The organism is Virgibacillus sp. MG-45, assembly GCF_036409425.1.
Taxonomy (GTDB): domain Bacteria; phylum Bacillota; class Bacilli; order Bacillales; family Amphibacillaceae; genus LDC-1.
Genome location: NZ_JAXOFU010000010.1, coordinates 1 through 15,364, shown reverse-complemented (window position 1 = coordinate 15,364; position 15,364 = coordinate 1). Strand labels below are relative to the sequence as shown.

The window sequence follows — 15,364 nt, the reverse complement described above, 5'->3', positions numbered from 1 at the left end:
CGTTAAACAAATTGTCATAGGTCACGTTATAATGAAGATATTATAAAGAAATAGTAAAAACAAATGGAGGGATAAGATGGAAATAAAAGAGGGAAACAATACGTTTTATTTAGGAGATAGTGAACAACATGCTAAGGCTGAAATCACGTATGTTGAGAAGGGGCAATCGATATGGATTATTGATCATACGTATGTCTCAAAGGAATTACGTGGTCAAGGAATTGCTGCCTTGTTGATGGAGAAGCTATTAGCTCATGCAGAAGCAAACAACAAAAAGATAATTCCACAATGCTCTTATGCTGCTGCATACATGCAATCAAATAAAAAATACCAATCCTTGTTAGCAGACGGTTTTAAATGAAACCTTACAGGTCATTTCTTCGTATTGTAAGCAAGGAGGTGGAGGCATGGAGATTTATTTCATTCTAGGCACGCCTATCATCATTTACTATCTTGTTTTAACGAAACTACAATACGATACTATTACGGAAACGAAAGCAGCCTCTGTGAAATCAAAGAAAACCCATAACGAGTTACATGAAACCTTACCATTTGAACAGCAACAGTTGCAGTATAATTTACAAGGGAATATTTTTAACATGCCCGCTGTCTTTGTCGCGATGCTTATTTATAAGCTTCGCCATGGAAAAGAATAAGCAGGGTCATAGCGGTCACACAATGATTACGCTTTCAGTTTGATTTTTTTTTAGGTAAATGGTATGATGAATTTGAAAATAAAATTATGCATCACATGTTACTGACTCGATCAGGCATGGTGGTACAATTAGAGGGAGTTCATTCCTCTAGGTGCCCCATGCCTTTTTTAGTGCCATCCGATGTGGGTGGAAAAATAATTCTTTATTTTCATGGGAAACTATGTATGCGGATTTCTCTAATAAGAAAAGTCATCGAAGATAGGAAAGGAGTAATTACGATGTTTAAAAATTTATTTAAAAAACCAGCAAAAGAACAAAAATTATATGCACCTTTAACTGGTAACGTCATTCCATTGGAGGAAGTGCCAGATCCAGTGTTTAGTCAAAAAATGATGGGAGAAGGAATGGCAATTATTCCAACCAATGGGCAAGTAGTTTCTCCTGTGAATGGAAAGGTTATTCAAATTCCAGAATCAAAGCATGCAATTGGATTGTTGTCAGACGATGGAGCAGAGGTTCTAATCCACGTAGGCTTAGAAACAGTTGCTTTAAAGGGAGAAGGATTTGAACTAAAGGTCGAAACTGGAGAAAAGGTAACAGTTGGACAGCCTTTATTAGAGTTTGACTTAGAATATATTCAGAACCATGCAAAGGATATTGTCACGCCAATGGTTATCACGAACAGTAATGAAGGTGAAAAACAGTTTACATTGACAGATGAAAAGAAAGCTAATGCCGGGAAAACAGTTATCATAACGGTTTCTGAGTAAGAAAGTAAACAGGTTGATACAAGGATATCCGCGGAACCGTTTTCATAGAATGGTAATAGAACAATAGTATGCTATTCAATAATGATGTATAAGGAGGTGTCTTCCGGTGAAAATAATAAAAATCCTAAATAATAATGCAGTCGTCATAGCAGATGGGGAACAAGAAAAAATCGCCATCGGCGCAGGGGTTGGGTTTCAGAAAAAACGAAATGATATTGTCAATCAAAGTAAAATAGAAAAACTATATGTATTAAAGGAAAATGAAAAGCTTCAACAGCTTCTGTTAAGAATACCGGAAGAACACCTTATTCTTTCAGAAGAAATTATTTCCTATGCAGAAAAACAACTCGATACAAAATTAAATGAGCATGTTTTACTTGCGCTGACCGATCATTTATCCTTTGCGATTGAGCGAGAAGAAAAGGGTATTCATCTGAAGAATAAGCTGTTACAGGAAATTAAAATTTTGTACAAAAAAGAGTTTGAAATTGGGCTATGGGCTATCCAGCATGTAAAGGAAAAACTTCAGGTTGAAATGCCGATAGATGAGGCAGCCTATATTGCCCTTCATATACACACAATGAAAATTCAAGGAGGTGATTTACACGAAACAGTTCGACAAACAGCAATTGTACGAGACATGGTTAAGACGATCAAGCGCTTTTTAAACATTGGACTGAAAGAGGACGATGTCGCTTATGAACGGCTTATGACACATCTTCGCTTTGCCTTAATGAGAGCAAATCATTATGAGGTACATTCCATGGATGTAGAAATGCTAGAAATGATTAAACGAAAATTTAAATTGTCTTTTGAATGTGCCGTGGCTGTTTCAAAGCAGTTGTCCGCAACACACGGAATCCATTTACCTGAGGAAGAATTAGGCTATATTACACTTCATATTGAACGCTTACGGAAATATCAATGATTACTGACTTTATTAATATCTTTTTTGAGAGCGGATACACATTCATCTGCTTTGATTAGAAGTGAAGTGTAATAGAATGGCAGGAAAATGTAAGTAAGCATTTAAATGATGAAAGGGAGGAAAACAAAATGATGAAATATTTTCAACGACTCGGTCGTTCATTAATGCTACCAGTTGCAGTATTACCGGCAGCAGCGATTTTAATGGGTATTGGATATTGGATCGACCCTTCAGGCTGGGGGGAAGGAAGTGCAGTTGCTGCTTTCTTAATTAAAGCAGGATCAGCAATTATTGATAATATCCCAATCTTATTTGCGGTAGGTATTTCGTTAGGAATGGCGAAGGAAAAGGACGGTTCCGCTGCACTAAGTGGATTAGTTGCTTTTCTAGTTGTAACAACTCTACTCTCTACGAATACAGTAGCTCTATTACAAGGGATAGATCCAGAGAGTGTCAACGCAGCATTTGGAAAAATTAGTAACGCTTTTATCGGGATTATCTCAGGTATTGTTGCAGCGAATATGTATAATCGCTTTAGTCATGTGCAGTTACCGGATGCACTTGCCTTCTTTAGTGGAAAGCGATTAGTTCCGATCATGACATCCTTTGCTATGATCTTAGCAGCAGCGGTATTATTCTTTGTTTGGCCGGTTATTTATACTGGATTAGTAAACTTTGCAGAATCGATTAGTAAGCTAGGCGCTGCAGGTGCTGGTTTATACGGCTTCTTTAACCGCCTTTTAATTCCAACTGGACTACACCATGCTTTAAACTCGGTGTTCTGGTTTGATGTTGCCGGAATCGATGATATCGGTAAGTTTTGGTCAGGTGAAGGCGTAAAAGGTGTTACTGGAATGTATCAAGCAGGATTTTTCCCAATCATGATGTTTGGTTTACCAGCAGCAGCTTTGGCAATGTACCACACTGCAAAAACAAAACGTAAAAAACAAACTGCTTCTTTAATGCTTGCAGCAGGTTTTGCAGCTTTCTTTACTGGTGTTACAGAGCCGATTGAATTCGCATTTATGTTCCTTGCTCCTGCACTTTACTTTGTTCATGCGGTTTTAACAGGACTATCATTAGCCATTGCGGCAATGTTTAACTGGACAGCAGGATTTGGTTTTAGTGCCGGGTTTGTCGACTTTTTCCTAAGCTCAAAACTTCCATTAGCTAATGAACCGTATATGCTTATTGTACAAGGACTTGTCTTTGCGGTAATTTACTATTTCTTATTCCGTTTCTTAATTACAAAATTCAATTTAAAGACTCCTGGTCGTGAGGATGAAGAAATTGTGGAAGAAGTAACAGGAGATGAGAGTGGAGATAAGCAAGATAGATTCGCTCTAATGGCTGCTAAAATCTACGAAGGTTTAGGCGGTGCAGAAAACGTTACTTCAGTAGATAATTGTACTACGCGATTAAGAGTCGAAGTAAAAGATATGGATAAAGTGGATGAAGGAAAAATTAAAGCAACAAATGTACCTGGAATTAATGTAGTTGGAAAACATAGTATCCAAGTCATAGTTGGTACAAATGTTCAATTCGTAGCCGATGAAATTGGCAAGCTACGTGGTAAAAAATAATCATTCAAAGATAGAAGTAAATACAATTGACTAAAAAGCTTGGGGATATCCCCAAGCTTTTTGTCATATTCAATTAAAGTCTCCTTTAGTCTAATTAGGATTTTTATGAATAAAAGCTTTTATTCTCGTGAAAAACTAATTTAACTGAATACAAGGAGATTTTAAAATGAAAAAAACTTTATTGTCCCTACTTATCCCTATATTCTTGTTCGCAAATAGCGTGGAGTCTAAAGCCAAAACAGAAATAATCCCACAAAATCAATATCCTTCTATAATGGAGTTAGCTTTTTTAAGATTTCTTGGTAGTACAATTCTTGAAGTGATGGATGCACATGATGATAGACAATTATTTACATACGAGCGAATTGAAAAAATATCAAGGGATATAGAAAACGATTCGTATGATGTTTCATTAAGAGTGATTGGATTTGAAGGCCCACATAATCCTCCTTTCAAGTTGATTCGTACGACAATTCGAATACCTGGCGAAAAAGACTCTAAATACAGTGTTTTATCTTACGAGCATCGGTTTATTTCCAAAAAGGAATTAGGTGAATTGACAAAGTATATTGATTAAAACTTAAATTGTTGCTATTGGGAAGAGTTGACGAGAGCAAGTCAAGCTGTTAATTCCACTTCATTAGAGAATGCGATAGTGTCCTTTAAGGAAGAAAATAACAGGGATCCGAATGATAATGAATTATTTTTCTTAAAGCAATTTGTTAATGACCAAATTATTCAGTCGCAATAATATTATCGAGAACATGAATCAAATAGAAACAGTAGCCATCTCATTAGTTGAAATGAGGTGGCTTTTAATTAGTTTGTTATTCACTTAGAAATATTAGACAGCTGACATGAACAAGACGTGGAATAGAAAGCATTTGTATAGTTTTCTTCTTCCGCTTTTTCTAAACGGGCGCTTGTGCTTGCTTCGTGGTAAAATAACAGGAAGCATATGTGAGGTGATTCGAATGTATTTAACAATAAAAGAGACGGCAGAGTATTTATCGATAGATGAAGCAAAAATCGAAAAACTCGTTCTTCAAGGACGTATTCGAGCAGTACATGATGGGAAGCAATATTTAATTAATCAAGCGCAATTTAAAACCCATTTTGAGCAGGTAGAAAAATACCGTGAAATGATCGAAGCCTATTTACGGGAGCCAATTCCTGAAGATATTGATGTGAAGGATGAGGATTAAGAAGATACAGCTTACTGCTTTTTCCATAGCGGCTGACCTAAGAGAAGACTAACCCTCACAATGAACTTTTTTTAATCCGATATGAAATTGGCTTCGTGCAATCGTTTGTGAAGTTGGATCATCTATATTAGGAAATCTTTAGGATTAAAATTTGAAAAAGCAAAAGTCCAGAGATCATAAAACCCGTGCACGGAACTTCTAGTTCAGTGCGCGGGTAATTTTGTCTACATTTTCCTTACTTAAAGGGTTATTAAAGTCATGATTGATTCTGGCAGCCGAACCAACATGGTATTCCGATGCTCCAAGTTGGTTGTGAATCAATTCAATATTATTTGTGCTTATTCCGCTTCCTACTAAAATGGATGGTCCATCAAGCTCCTTGGAAAGCGCGATAAGATGTTTTAACTCTTCAATTGCTTCCTCAGCTTTTGGTTTTCCTCCAGAAGTAAGAATACGTTTAATGTTTTCCTTGTATTTCGTTAATGTTTGGTAGGCTTTAGTTTGTGATTCCACTGCATCAAAGGCACGGTGAAAGGTTATATCAAAATCAGGTGCAAAGGAGATTACTTTATCGAGTAACGGTTCGTCAATTTCCCCTTCAGAAGTAATTGCTCCAAATACAATTCGATTTCCTCCAAGCTCGCGAATGATAGAGATGTCCTCTTTGATTGTTTTCCAGTCCTTTTCATCATACACAAATCCAAAGCTATGGGGACGAACCATGATTTGTACGGGAATCGTAACGGCTTGCAATACGTTCTTAATCGTGCCGTAGCTTGGTGTGAGTCCGCCTTCTTGCATGGCACTAACGAGTTCGACGCGATCTGCTCCTAGCTGCTGTGCTTGTAATGTATCTTCCTCATGAAGGGTAATGATTTCTAATTTCATTCTGCAACGCTCCATTCTATGTTAATCGATTATTGGTGCTTTGGAAATAACTCTTCCTTTTCGCCCATATGTTGTTTCTGCATAATGTAATGAATTTTTAATCGCTTCTTCTGTTGCTTCAATAACAGCTTGAAAAAGCTTATTCATTATCGGATGGTCATCCCGGATAAACGAGTACGATGTAAGAGGCGTTTTCGCTGTATGTGCATGGCGATTAGCGGTGGAAAATGCAATTGCAATATCACCACTTCCATTCGCAATCGTGCTTCCTGTTCTTCCTAACCCCGCTGTTGCACGTTTCGCAAGCCGTTTGAGCTGACGATCATATAAGGGTGCATCCATTGCAACGATAATCATAATTGATCCATCAGGTGTTTCTATGTCATTTGTTTCCCAATCTGCAAATCGTGCGTCCTCCCGATTACCAAAATTACTTAATACAAGACAACCGACTGTATATTGATCGACTATGCGCGAAGAAGAACCAATGCCTCCTTTATAACCGAAGCAAACCATTCCTTTGCCAGCACCGACTGCACCTTGCTCTACAGGACCACTAGCTGCGCGCTTAATTGCTTCGAAGGCATGCTCACGTTGAACGGCCTGCAGTCGAATTGAATTTAAGTAACTATCATTGCACTCACCAACAACTATATTGATCGTGCTTGTTGTATCTCCTATCGTTTTATCCGCTTCCAGCATGTAATCAAGCGTCCCTTGTAAAACGGCTCCAACAGAAAATGTATTCGTTAGCATGATTGGAGATTCTAAAAGCCCTAGCTCTTCCATTTGAATAAGCCCGGTAGTTTTTCCGAAGCCATTGATAACATGACAGCCAGCAGGGAGCTTTTCCTGAAAGATGTTTCCTCCATGAGGAAGAATAGCGGTTACTCCGGTGCAAATAGTATTCGCTTCATCAATTTGTTCATATAATGTAACATGTCCTACGTTGACACCATGCACATCTGTAATGGCGTTATACGTTCCTTTTGGCAGCTTCATTGCATCCCCCCTATAGAAGGTATCAGGATCTAATACCTTTATTATAACAAAAGGTTGAAGTGGGGACATGCTTCTTTCATGAGGTTTTTGAGCCATTGACTCAATATCGTGATTAGGAAAAAGCTACCTTGTTATAGAGTTTAGGCAGGACGAGATGAACGTTTACCCTTTTGTTTTTCTGTAAGTAGAAAAAAATGGACCGCCTTTCATCAAATTTTCACATTGCTTCGCTATGCTGAAATACAGATGAGTAGGTAATGGAGGATGTCGAATGGCAGCAATGTGGAAGTTAAGTGTGATTGGGATTATTATCGCAAGTTTATTAGCGGGTTTTATCTTTTATTATGTAACAAGTCTATCAGCAAAAAAAGAAAAGAAAAAACAAGCCGAAACAATACTTTCTCTTCTTATTAATTTTGTTATTTTTATTTGGGTAGGGAAGATCGTATTGAATATCGCTTTGTTTATAAAGGATCCACTTGTTATATTAGCGTATCCAAGTGATTCCAAGGCTTTTTATTTTGCCATTTTAGCGATATGCGTACAGGTTGCTTATAAAGTAAAGCGGAAGCAATTAGATGGGTATCTTTTAGTTACTTCATTTATTCCCATTTTTTTGTTCGGTTCGTTAACGTATGAGTTTATTCAAATGGTTTCACTTGGCGATGATATCGCCTTTAGTTACATCGTGTTACTTGTTTTCTTAGTATTGCTGTATTTGTTGCTGCAAGGGAAAACAAGATGGATGACAGCTTCTTTTTTCGTCATGTTTCTATGGAGTATAGGAAAGCTACTTCTCTTGTTCTTCGAGCCTTATACGAGTGTTTTTGGATATATGTTACATCCGATTTTCTATGCGGTAAGCGCAATTTTGTTTTTAAGTGTATTGATAAGAGAATTTAAGAGGAGGTTGATATAGATGGGTGCTGCGGCAGACATAACGATTTGGCTAGCATTTGGGGCAGGGGTTTTATCTTTTCTTTCTCCATGTACATTGCCTTTGTTTCCAGCGTATCTTTCGTATATTACTGGGATAAGTGTGAAAGAATTAGAACACAATAAAGCGATAAAGATTCGAAGTAAATTAATGCTTCACTCGGTTTTCTTCTTAATCGGTGTTTCATCGGTTTTTATCGGCTTAGGTATCGGAATATCTTTTCTTGGACAATGGATTCAAGGCTTACTAGCCGGCACAACAGGTATTTTCATTCAGCGAATTGCAGGGATTTTTATCATTGTAATGGGATTGTTTGTAGCAGGCTGGATTACGATTAAACCATTTATGAAAGAAAAGCGGTGGAGCGTTCGCAAAAAACCAGCAGGCTATATTGGAACCACATTTGTAGGAATGGGCTTTGCTGCTGGATGGACTCCTTGTATTGGTCCAATCTTTGCATCCATTCTTGTTGTTGCGGCTACAAATCCTACGCAAGGAACCATTTATACACTAAGCTATGTACTTGGCTTTGCTGTGCCGTTTCTTGTTCTTTCATTTTTTCTTGGATCAACACGATGGATTGTTCGTCACAGTCAAAAAATCATGAAGGTTGGCGGAGCAATTATGATTGCAATGGGAGTGCTTTTATTTACCGGACAAATGACACGGATTTCTAATTTCTTGTTACGCCTTGTGCAGGATACATGGCTAATGAACTTAGGTTGATGAATGGAGGGTTATAGATGAAAAAAACGATTTTAATTGTTGTTATTGTAGGGATGTTTGCTTGGGCAGTGTATGATTTTACGATGGACAATCGAAAGTCTGCTTCCGAAAATGAAACCACTGAACAGGAGGAAAAGCCATCTGCTGATCAAGCTGTGACAAAAGACCAAGAGACGGAGAAACCTAAAGTAGGTTTGGAAAAAGGAGATATTGCCCCTGACTTTGAATTAAAAACACTTGATGGTGAAACAGTAAAGTTATCTGATTTTCGAGGCAAGCGTGTGATGCTCAACTTTTGGGCGACTTGGTGTCCTCCTTGTCGGGCGGAGATGCCAGATATGCAAAAGTTTCATGAAAATAAAGATGTTGTCATCCTAGCCGTAAACCTGACAGATACCGAAAGTAGCAGGCAGGATGTACCTGATTTTACAAAGGATTTTGGTCTTACCTTCCGTATTTTAATGGATGAAGATCTTTCTGTTTCAACCACGTATCAAATACAGCCTATTCCAACATCGTTTTTAATAGATTCAAAAGGGATTATTCACAATAAGGCTTTTGGTGCATTAAATTATGAGCTCATGGTGCAGGAATTCGAAAAGATGAAATAAAGTGCCTCTATCGTATAAAATAAGGAGTGAGCAAGCTAGTCGAAGCTTAAGATAGTTTGCCTAGATGGGGGTCTTCTTATGAAACAGACGATCTTAGTAGTAGAGGATGACAAGATGATACGTGATCTTGTCCGTATCTACTTAGAAAGACAAGACTATGAAGTAATTGAAGCAAGTGATGGGGAAGAAGCAAAAACAGCTTTTTTAACCTATCATCCTTGCTTAATTATTTTAGACCGTATGCTTCCAAACATAACTGGAGAGCAGTTTTTAGAATGGTTGCAGGAGCAGGAAAATAAAGATGTATCCGTCATTCTATTATCTGCAATGGCTCGTATTGATGATCGCATCGAAGGATTACGAATGGGAGCGGATGATTATATTACAAAGCCATTCGATCCGAATGAGCTTGTGGCACATGTGGAAGCAGTATTGCGTAGAACAGGGCAGTTTTGCCAAAAAATTGTCCATGACGGCCTTTGTATTAAACCACGCAAAGGAGAGGTGCTGTTGCATGATGCATCGATTCATTTAACAAAGCATGAATTCCGATTGTTGTATTATTTTATGCAGCATCCAAATGTTGTTCTGTCTCGAGAACAGCTCATGGATGAGATATATCCATATGCGGAGCAGGATGTATCTGACCGTACCATTGATGCCCATATTAAAAAGCTGCGCCGAAAAATAGAAAACAATCCGTCGATGCCTGAGCGCATTCAAACGGTTCGAGGAATGGGGTATAAATTTGCCAGTAAATAAACGGAGGCATTCCATTATTCCAAAAGGATTTGTGTGGCGGCTGTCAGCGGTAAATTTATTGGTTATTACAGCTGCAATCGGTATAAGTGGGTGGGCAGTGTATGATACGGCATGCTTTCTTGCGCAAGGAATCGGTAACCTTGATGTACAAAGACAACGTCAATTTAATGCGACACTACTTCAATATGTATTAATATTTAGCGTTCTCTTTATCGTTATAGGAGGCGTGCTGCATTTTTATATGATTAACAAGCTCATAGAACCAATTCGGCAGCTTATCGATTCTACAAAGCGAATGCGGCAAGGAGAATATCCAGCACCTGTAGAAAAAACAGGAGATGATGAGGTTGGGCAGCTTGTCCAGCATGTGAATGATTTATTTTCCCAGCTGCAAACAAATGAGGCGCAACGAAAAAAGCTTGTAACCGATCTTTCCCATGAATTACGTACGCCATTAGCGAACTTAAATGGATATTTACAAGCATTGGAGCAAGGGGTCATTCAGGGAGATGAAAGGCTATTTAAATCCCTATATGAAGAATCAAAGCGACTAACCTCAATGGTAGAGCAATTAGAACTGCTGAAGGAATGGGATTACAAAAGTACAACTCTTTTTGTTGAGAAAAAATGGGTGAGCATGAAAGCGGAAATCGAGCGATGCTGTGCAATGTTTCAATATACGCTACAGCAACGGAATATTCCAATTGAAATCCATGTTCAAGATAAAGACATGCTTGTACATATAGAAGGAATCCAGCAAATATTAAATAATTTACTTGAAAATGCGATCCATTATTATGATGGAGAAGGTCCAATTCAAATAACGGGTGAGGCTAGCAAGCATAGCTACTATGTTGAAGTTTCCGGACCTGGAGTGCCTATTGCTATAGAGGATCAGGAGCGTATTTTTGATCGATTCTTCCGATCAGAACAAGCAAAACGAGACCACCGTGCTGGCAGCGGTCTTGGGTTAGCTATTGCCAAGGAAATCGTTGTAATGCATGGTGGTACGATAGGTGTAAGGACAGAAGGAAACCAAAATCGATTTTGGTTTCGAATTCCACAAGACGAAGAAAGTTAATTTCCCCAACGAAAGAAGTCATTTTGAATTGTTGAAAATCCGAGCTGATTCAAACGAATGTTGAATCATAGTTCGGATTTTTCTTGTGAGGGATTAAGAGATTGATTCATTTGCGATGAATTAATGGAAAAAAGCGCTGTTCTAAGATACACTAGAGTACGGATAGTTGGCAATGGGGGAGGATTTTAACGTGAAATTTTACATATATCAAATTATAGGAATCGGTATTATATGGACAGGGATGGCTATCTTTTTTGATAAAATGGATGAAATGAGTAAGTTAATATTTTATGTTGTGACATCCTGGTTACTATTTTTAATCGTACTGTTAGGAAAAAAAGTAGTAAGAGACAGGCGCAAGGATTAATGTATTTCGTAATGTAACTATTTTTAATAGAAGAAGGGAAACATATGCTTACAATTGAGAACCTGCAAAAAACGTACGGTGAAAAAACCTTGTTCGACCAGATTTCTTGTGTTATTAAGGAACAGGATCGAATCGGCTTAATTGGTGTTAATGGAACGGGAAAGTCGACCTTTTTAAAGGTGATTGCAGGGCTCGATTCGCCTGAATCCGGAACGGTTCATCATGCAAATGATTATCAGATTACGTATTTAGCACAGGAGCCAAGCTTGGATGCAACGCTTACCGTATTAGAGCAAATTTATTACGGAGATTCCACCATTATGAAAACGATGCGTGCTTATGAAAGTGCGTTGCAGCAGTTATCACGCTTTCCAGAGAGCGAGGATGCACAACAAGACCTGCTTAAGCAGCAGCAACGAATGGATGAACAGGAAGCATGGGAAGCAAATACCGTAGCTAAAACGGTTTTAACAAAGCTAGGAATTTTAAACTTTGATCAAAAAATAGCAGCACTTTCAGGCGGACAGCAAAAACGAGTAGCGATCGCGCGGGCATTAATTCAACCTGCTGATTTGCTTATTTTAGACGAGCCGACTAACCATTTAGATAATGAAACGGTAGAGTGGCTGGAGAAGTATTTATCAGCTTATAATGGAGCCTTATTAATCGTAACGCATGATCGCTATTTCTTAAATCGTGTGACAAATCGTATTTTTGAGCTTGATAAGGGTAATTTATATAGTTATGAGGGCAATTATGAAGTGTTTTTAGAGAAAAAAGCAGAACGGGAAGCGTTGGAGCTAGCAAATGAACAAAAGCATGCCAATACGCTACGACGAGAATTAGCTTGGCTCAAGCGTGGAGCAAAGGCGCGGACGACAAAGCAAAAGGCTCGCATTGAACGAGTAACCGAAATGCAGGATAAAACGTTTGATACGAGAAAGTCCGAAATCGAGCTTGAAATCGGTTCGACTCGCTTAGGAAAAAAAGTACTCGAGCTAAAACAAATTAATAAATCCTTTGCAATGAAACGCTGTATTACTGATTTTAGCCAGCTCGTTGTACCTGGTGATCGAATCGGCATTATTGGTCCAAATGGGTCTGGTAAAACAACGTTACTTAATATAATGGCAGCCCGTTTAAGCCCTGATAGTGGAGAAGTGGAGATAGGTGAAACTGTAAAAATCGGCTATTATACGCAAGGAGAGCAAGAACTTGATGGTGATTTACGCATCATAGATTATATCAAGCAGGTTGCAGAGGTCATCTATACAAAGGATGGGCAAGTGGTTACCGCGGAACAAATGCTGGAGCGGTTTCTTTTCTCACGCTCGGAGCAATGGACTTACATCCGACGGTTGTCTGGTGGTGAAAAGCGCCGGTTATATTTATTGAAAATATTGATGACAGAGCCGAACGTACTCTTTTTGGATGAACCGACAAATGACCTAGATACGCAAACGCTCGGAGTGCTTGAGGATTATTTAAATCAATTTCCTGGCGTTGTCATTACGGTTTCTCATGATCGCTATTTTCTTGATCGTATCGTTGATCGCTTATTTGCTTTTACGGGTAATGGAACGATTGACGTTTTTTATGGTAATTATAGTGCGTATTTAGAACAGAGGCTGTTAGATGAAACCAAAATGGAAAAGAAACAAGCTTCCTCTTCAACGGAACGTCTTAAGCCTAAAAAGAAAAAGCTCTCCTATCATGAGAAGATCGAGTGGGAGCAAATTGAAGATGTAATTGCTGAGTTAGAAGATAAGGTAACCGAGCTTCAAGAAGGAATTATCGCTGCTGGGAGTGATTCCGAAACAGTACAATCATTGTTTAAGGAACAACAAGAAACCGAACAAGAGCTAGAAGCAAAATTAACTCGATGGGAAGAACTTTCATTGCTTGTGGAGGAATTAGAAGGAAACAAGTAGAAAGCAGGTTATTCCGGAACAGTGGAATAGCCTGTTTCGTTTTCGTGGATGACGTAGAGTTAATAAGTAATGTGAGCGGTTGTTTTGAATTAGAGGAGTTGACGATTGATGCAGGAGTTTTTAACACGAAAATGGATAGTTATCCCAATTGCAATCTTTTGTGCGATTTTATGGGGAAGCGCGTTTCCGGTTTTGAAGGTAAGTTATACAGAGATGCAAATGGCGACGAATGATGTCATTGCAAAAATTGTTTTTGCAGGCATGCGGTTTTTAATGGCAGGTCTTATTTTATTAGTCGGATTATTGCTCATGAACCGAAAGGCATTGGCAGTAACGAAAAGGCAGTTTCGGTTTTTAGTCGTATTCGGTATTATCCAGACGGCATTACAATATTTCTTTTTTTACAATGGATTGGCGAACACATCCGGAATGCAAGGGGCGATTCTCGTATCAAGTGGTACATTCTTTACCGTTATTATCGCACATTTCTTTTATCGCGATGACCGGTTGAATAAAGCCAAAGCGATCGGATTAATCGCAGGATTTGCAGGGATTATTGTAGCAAACTGGGGACAAGAAATTAATTTCACCTTCCATTTAACAGGGGAAGGCTATATGATTCTATCTGCTTTAACAGGAGCGATAGGTACCATTATGGCGAAAGAGATGGCGGTTGGAATACATCCATTTGCGTTAACAGGTTATCAATTAACAATCGGTTCGGTACTAATGTTGTTGGTTGGAGTGCCACAAATACAAGAAAATGCGATTGCGTTTACTCCCCTCGGCTGGGGATTGTTAATATATTCCGCGCTCTTATCGGCAATTGCTTTTGCGCTTTGGTATTCATTACTAAAATATAATAAGGCTGGAGAAATTACGATGTATAAATTCATTACTCCAGTTTCGGGCGCGCTTTTATCTGCAATGTTTATTCAAGACGAGAAGCTAAATGGATTTATAATTGGCGGACTAGCCCTTGTCGCTGTAGGAATTGTAGCGATAAATTATCATGGTAAACAGAGGATACCAGCTAAAAACGCATAACATACCGGACTAAAGCGTAAAACAACGATAATATGAATAGGTTGTACTTTACAACATAATAGATAGTAGTATAATTATTATGTTTCATAAGGAAAGGTGGCAACCATTTTGCTTGGGATTGAATTTACATCCGAATCGATTATTGCGCTACTAAAAATTATTGCAATCGATATTATCTTATCTGGTGATAATGCAATTGTTATTGCGATGGCAACAAGAAGGCTACCGAAGGAACATCAAAATAAAGCAATTTTTATGGGGACTGCCGGTGCGGTCGTGTTGCGTGTTATCTTTGCTATTTTAATTGTCTTCCTTTTAAGGATCCCGTATGTGCATTTGATTGGTGGCATACTATTACTATGGATTGCTTATCATGTGCTTGTCGATGATCAAAGTGAAGCGAATAATATTGAAGCATCAAATAATTTGTTTAAAGCAGTAATGACGATCATTATGGCTGATGCGGTCATGAGTCTTGATAATGTGGTTGCAATTGCTGGTGCTGCGAGTGGACATGTTGGTATGATTGTTATCGGTGTGGCCATTAGTATTCCGATTATGATATTTGGATCAAAGCTCATCGTTCGTGTAATGGAAAAATATACGTGGATTGCATACATTGGTTCAGGAATTCTTGCGTGGACAGCTGCAGAGATGATTACTGGTGATGCAAATGTGATTACTATGCTTCATTTAGATAATGCGATTGAAATATATGGAATCATCGTTGGATTAACAGTAGCAGTGTTAGGTTTAGGATATTTACGAAATAAAAAAGCATAATACAAAGTAAAACTGCATCATTTCGATGCAGTTTTTTTATTACTGGTTTTAAAACCACAGGCTCTGCCTGTGTGAGAATTCAACTTG

Annotated in this window: 18 protein-coding genes; 16 read left to right on the top strand and 2 right to left on the bottom strand. The window is 38.4% G+C overall.

Annotation, left to right across the window (positions count from 1 at the left end):
- Positions 1 to 76 precede the first annotated feature (76 nt).
- From SPK86_RS11660 to SPK86_RS11630, 7 genes are all read left to right on the top strand, one after another.
- Positions 77 to 361: a GNAT family N-acetyltransferase gene (locus SPK86_RS11660; RefSeq protein WP_284141203.1), complete on the top strand. Its 285-nt coding sequence runs from the start codon at positions 77 to 79 to the stop codon at positions 359 to 361.
- A 46-nt stretch (positions 362 to 407) separates the two neighbouring features.
- Positions 408 to 656: a DUF3949 domain-containing protein gene (locus tag SPK86_RS11655; RefSeq protein ID WP_330949419.1), complete on the top strand. Its 249-nt coding sequence runs from the start codon at positions 408 to 410 to the stop codon at positions 654 to 656.
- 278 nt (positions 657 to 934) lie between these two features.
- Positions 935 to 1,426, top strand: a complete 492-nt coding sequence (locus SPK86_RS11650) for a PTS sugar transporter subunit IIA (RefSeq protein WP_330949418.1) — start codon at positions 935 to 937, stop codon at positions 1,424 to 1,426.
- Positions 1,427 to 1,532: 106 nt separating this feature from the next.
- Positions 1,533 to 2,354, top strand: coding sequence for a PRD domain-containing protein (locus SPK86_RS11645; RefSeq protein WP_284141206.1), 822 nt, complete (start codon positions 1,533 to 1,535; stop codon positions 2,352 to 2,354).
- A gap of 128 nt (positions 2,355 to 2,482) precedes the next feature.
- Positions 2,483 to 3,937, top strand: a complete 1,455-nt coding sequence (nagE, locus tag SPK86_RS11640) for an N-acetylglucosamine-specific PTS transporter subunit IIBC (protein WP_284141207.1) — start codon at positions 2,483 to 2,485, stop codon at positions 3,935 to 3,937.
- A 166-nt stretch (positions 3,938 to 4,103) separates the two neighbouring features.
- Positions 4,104 to 4,514 carry a hypothetical protein gene (locus SPK86_RS11635; RefSeq protein ID WP_330949417.1) on the top strand — a complete coding sequence of 137 codons (411 nt, stop codon included), beginning with the start codon at positions 4,104 to 4,106 and terminating at the stop codon, positions 4,512 to 4,514.
- A 397-nt stretch (positions 4,515 to 4,911) separates the two neighbouring features.
- A complete protein-coding gene (locus SPK86_RS11630; RefSeq protein ID WP_284141209.1) occupies positions 4,912 to 5,142 on the top strand; it encodes an excisionase family DNA-binding protein in 231 nt (76 codons plus the stop codon).
- 198 nt (positions 5,143 to 5,340) lie between these two features.
- On the opposite strand, the gene SPK86_RS11625 is transcribed toward SPK86_RS11630, so the two are convergent.
- Complete coding sequence (locus SPK86_RS11625) at positions 5,341 to 6,030, bottom strand: copper homeostasis protein CutC (RefSeq protein ID WP_284141210.1); 690 nt, start codon at positions 6,028 to 6,030, stop codon at positions 5,341 to 5,343.
- A 21-nt stretch (positions 6,031 to 6,051) separates the two neighbouring features.
- Positions 6,052 to 7,032 carry a DmpA family aminopeptidase gene (locus SPK86_RS11620; protein WP_330949416.1) on the bottom strand — a complete coding sequence of 327 codons (981 nt, stop codon included), beginning with the start codon at positions 7,030 to 7,032 and terminating at the stop codon, positions 6,052 to 6,054.
- A gap of 271 nt (positions 7,033 to 7,303) precedes the next feature.
- On the opposite strand from SPK86_RS11620, the gene SPK86_RS11615 reads away from it, so the two are divergent.
- From SPK86_RS11615 to SPK86_RS11575, 9 genes are all read left to right on the top strand, one after another.
- Positions 7,304 to 7,951 (top strand): hypothetical protein, encoded by a 648-nt coding sequence (locus SPK86_RS11615; RefSeq protein ID WP_284141212.1) that lies wholly within the window; start codon positions 7,304 to 7,306, stop codon positions 7,949 to 7,951.
- Positions 7,952 to 8,695 (top strand): cytochrome c biogenesis CcdA family protein, encoded by a 744-nt coding sequence (locus SPK86_RS11610; RefSeq protein WP_330949415.1) that lies wholly within the window; start codon positions 7,952 to 7,954, stop codon positions 8,693 to 8,695.
- Positions 8,696 to 8,712: 17 nt separating this feature from the next.
- Entirely contained in the window at positions 8,713 to 9,306 is a 594-nt protein-coding gene (locus tag SPK86_RS11605) for a peroxiredoxin family protein (RefSeq protein ID WP_330949414.1), read from the top strand.
- A gap of 78 nt (positions 9,307 to 9,384) precedes the next feature.
- Positions 9,385 to 10,068, top strand: coding sequence for a response regulator transcription factor (locus tag SPK86_RS11600; RefSeq protein WP_330949413.1), 684 nt, complete (start codon positions 9,385 to 9,387; stop codon positions 10,066 to 10,068).
- On the top strand, positions 10,055 to 11,149 hold the full coding sequence (locus SPK86_RS11595) for a sensor histidine kinase (protein WP_330949412.1): 1,095 nt from the start codon (positions 10,055 to 10,057) through the stop codon (positions 11,147 to 11,149). The genes SPK86_RS11600 and SPK86_RS11595 overlap by 14 nt, the downstream gene beginning before the upstream one ends.
- Positions 11,150 to 11,339: 190 nt before the next feature.
- Positions 11,340 to 11,516, top strand: coding sequence for a hypothetical protein (locus SPK86_RS11590; RefSeq protein ID WP_284141217.1), 177 nt, complete (start codon positions 11,340 to 11,342; stop codon positions 11,514 to 11,516).
- Between the two features lie 44 nt (positions 11,517 to 11,560).
- A complete protein-coding gene (locus SPK86_RS11585) occupies positions 11,561 to 13,447 on the top strand; it encodes an ABC-F family ATP-binding cassette domain-containing protein (protein ID WP_330949411.1) in 1,887 nt (628 codons plus the stop codon).
- 108 nt (positions 13,448 to 13,555) lie between these two features.
- Complete coding sequence (locus tag SPK86_RS11580; protein WP_330949410.1) at positions 13,556 to 14,494, top strand: DMT family transporter; 939 nt, start codon at positions 13,556 to 13,558, stop codon at positions 14,492 to 14,494.
- Between the two features lie 117 nt (positions 14,495 to 14,611).
- Positions 14,612 to 15,277, top strand: a complete 666-nt coding sequence (locus SPK86_RS11575; RefSeq protein WP_284141237.1) for a TerC family protein — start codon at positions 14,612 to 14,614, stop codon at positions 15,275 to 15,277.
- Positions 15,278 to 15,364: the final 87 nt, after the last annotated feature.

Coding starts and splice junctions, on each gene's coding strand:
- SPK86_RS11660 (WP_284141203.1), top strand. CDS start 77: ATGGAAATAAAAGAGGGAAACAATACGTTTTATTTAGGAGATAGTGAA.
- SPK86_RS11655 (WP_330949419.1), top strand. CDS start 408: ATGGAGATTTATTTCATTCTAGGCACGCCTATCATCATTTACTATCTT.
- SPK86_RS11625 (WP_284141210.1), bottom strand. CDS start 6,030: ATGAAATTAGAAATCATTACCCTTCATGAGGAAGATACATTACAAGCA.
- SPK86_RS11600 (WP_330949413.1), top strand. CDS start 9,385: ATGAAACAGACGATCTTAGTAGTAGAGGATGACAAGATGATACGTGAT.
- SPK86_RS11605 (WP_330949414.1), top strand. CDS start 8,713: ATGAAAAAAACGATTTTAATTGTTGTTATTGTAGGGATGTTTGCTTGG.
- nagE (WP_284141207.1), top strand. CDS start 2,483: ATGATGAAATATTTTCAACGACTCGGTCGTTCATTAATGCTACCAGTT.
- SPK86_RS11635 (WP_330949417.1), top strand. CDS start 4,104: ATGAAAAAAACTTTATTGTCCCTACTTATCCCTATATTCTTGTTCGCA.
- SPK86_RS11650 (WP_330949418.1), top strand. CDS start 935: ATGTTTAAAAATTTATTTAAAAAACCAGCAAAAGAACAAAAATTATAT.
- SPK86_RS11610 (WP_330949415.1), top strand. CDS start 7,952: ATGGGTGCTGCGGCAGACATAACGATTTGGCTAGCATTTGGGGCAGGG.
- SPK86_RS11620 (WP_330949416.1), bottom strand. CDS start 7,032: ATGAAGCTGCCAAAAGGAACGTATAACGCCATTACAGATGTGCATGGT.
- SPK86_RS11630 (WP_284141209.1), top strand. CDS start 4,912: ATGTATTTAACAATAAAAGAGACGGCAGAGTATTTATCGATAGATGAA.
- SPK86_RS11580 (WP_330949410.1), top strand. CDS start 13,556: ATGCAGGAGTTTTTAACACGAAAATGGATAGTTATCCCAATTGCAATC.
- SPK86_RS11585 (WP_330949411.1), top strand. CDS start 11,561: ATGCTTACAATTGAGAACCTGCAAAAAACGTACGGTGAAAAAACCTTG.
- SPK86_RS11615 (WP_284141212.1), top strand. CDS start 7,304: ATGGCAGCAATGTGGAAGTTAAGTGTGATTGGGATTATTATCGCAAGT.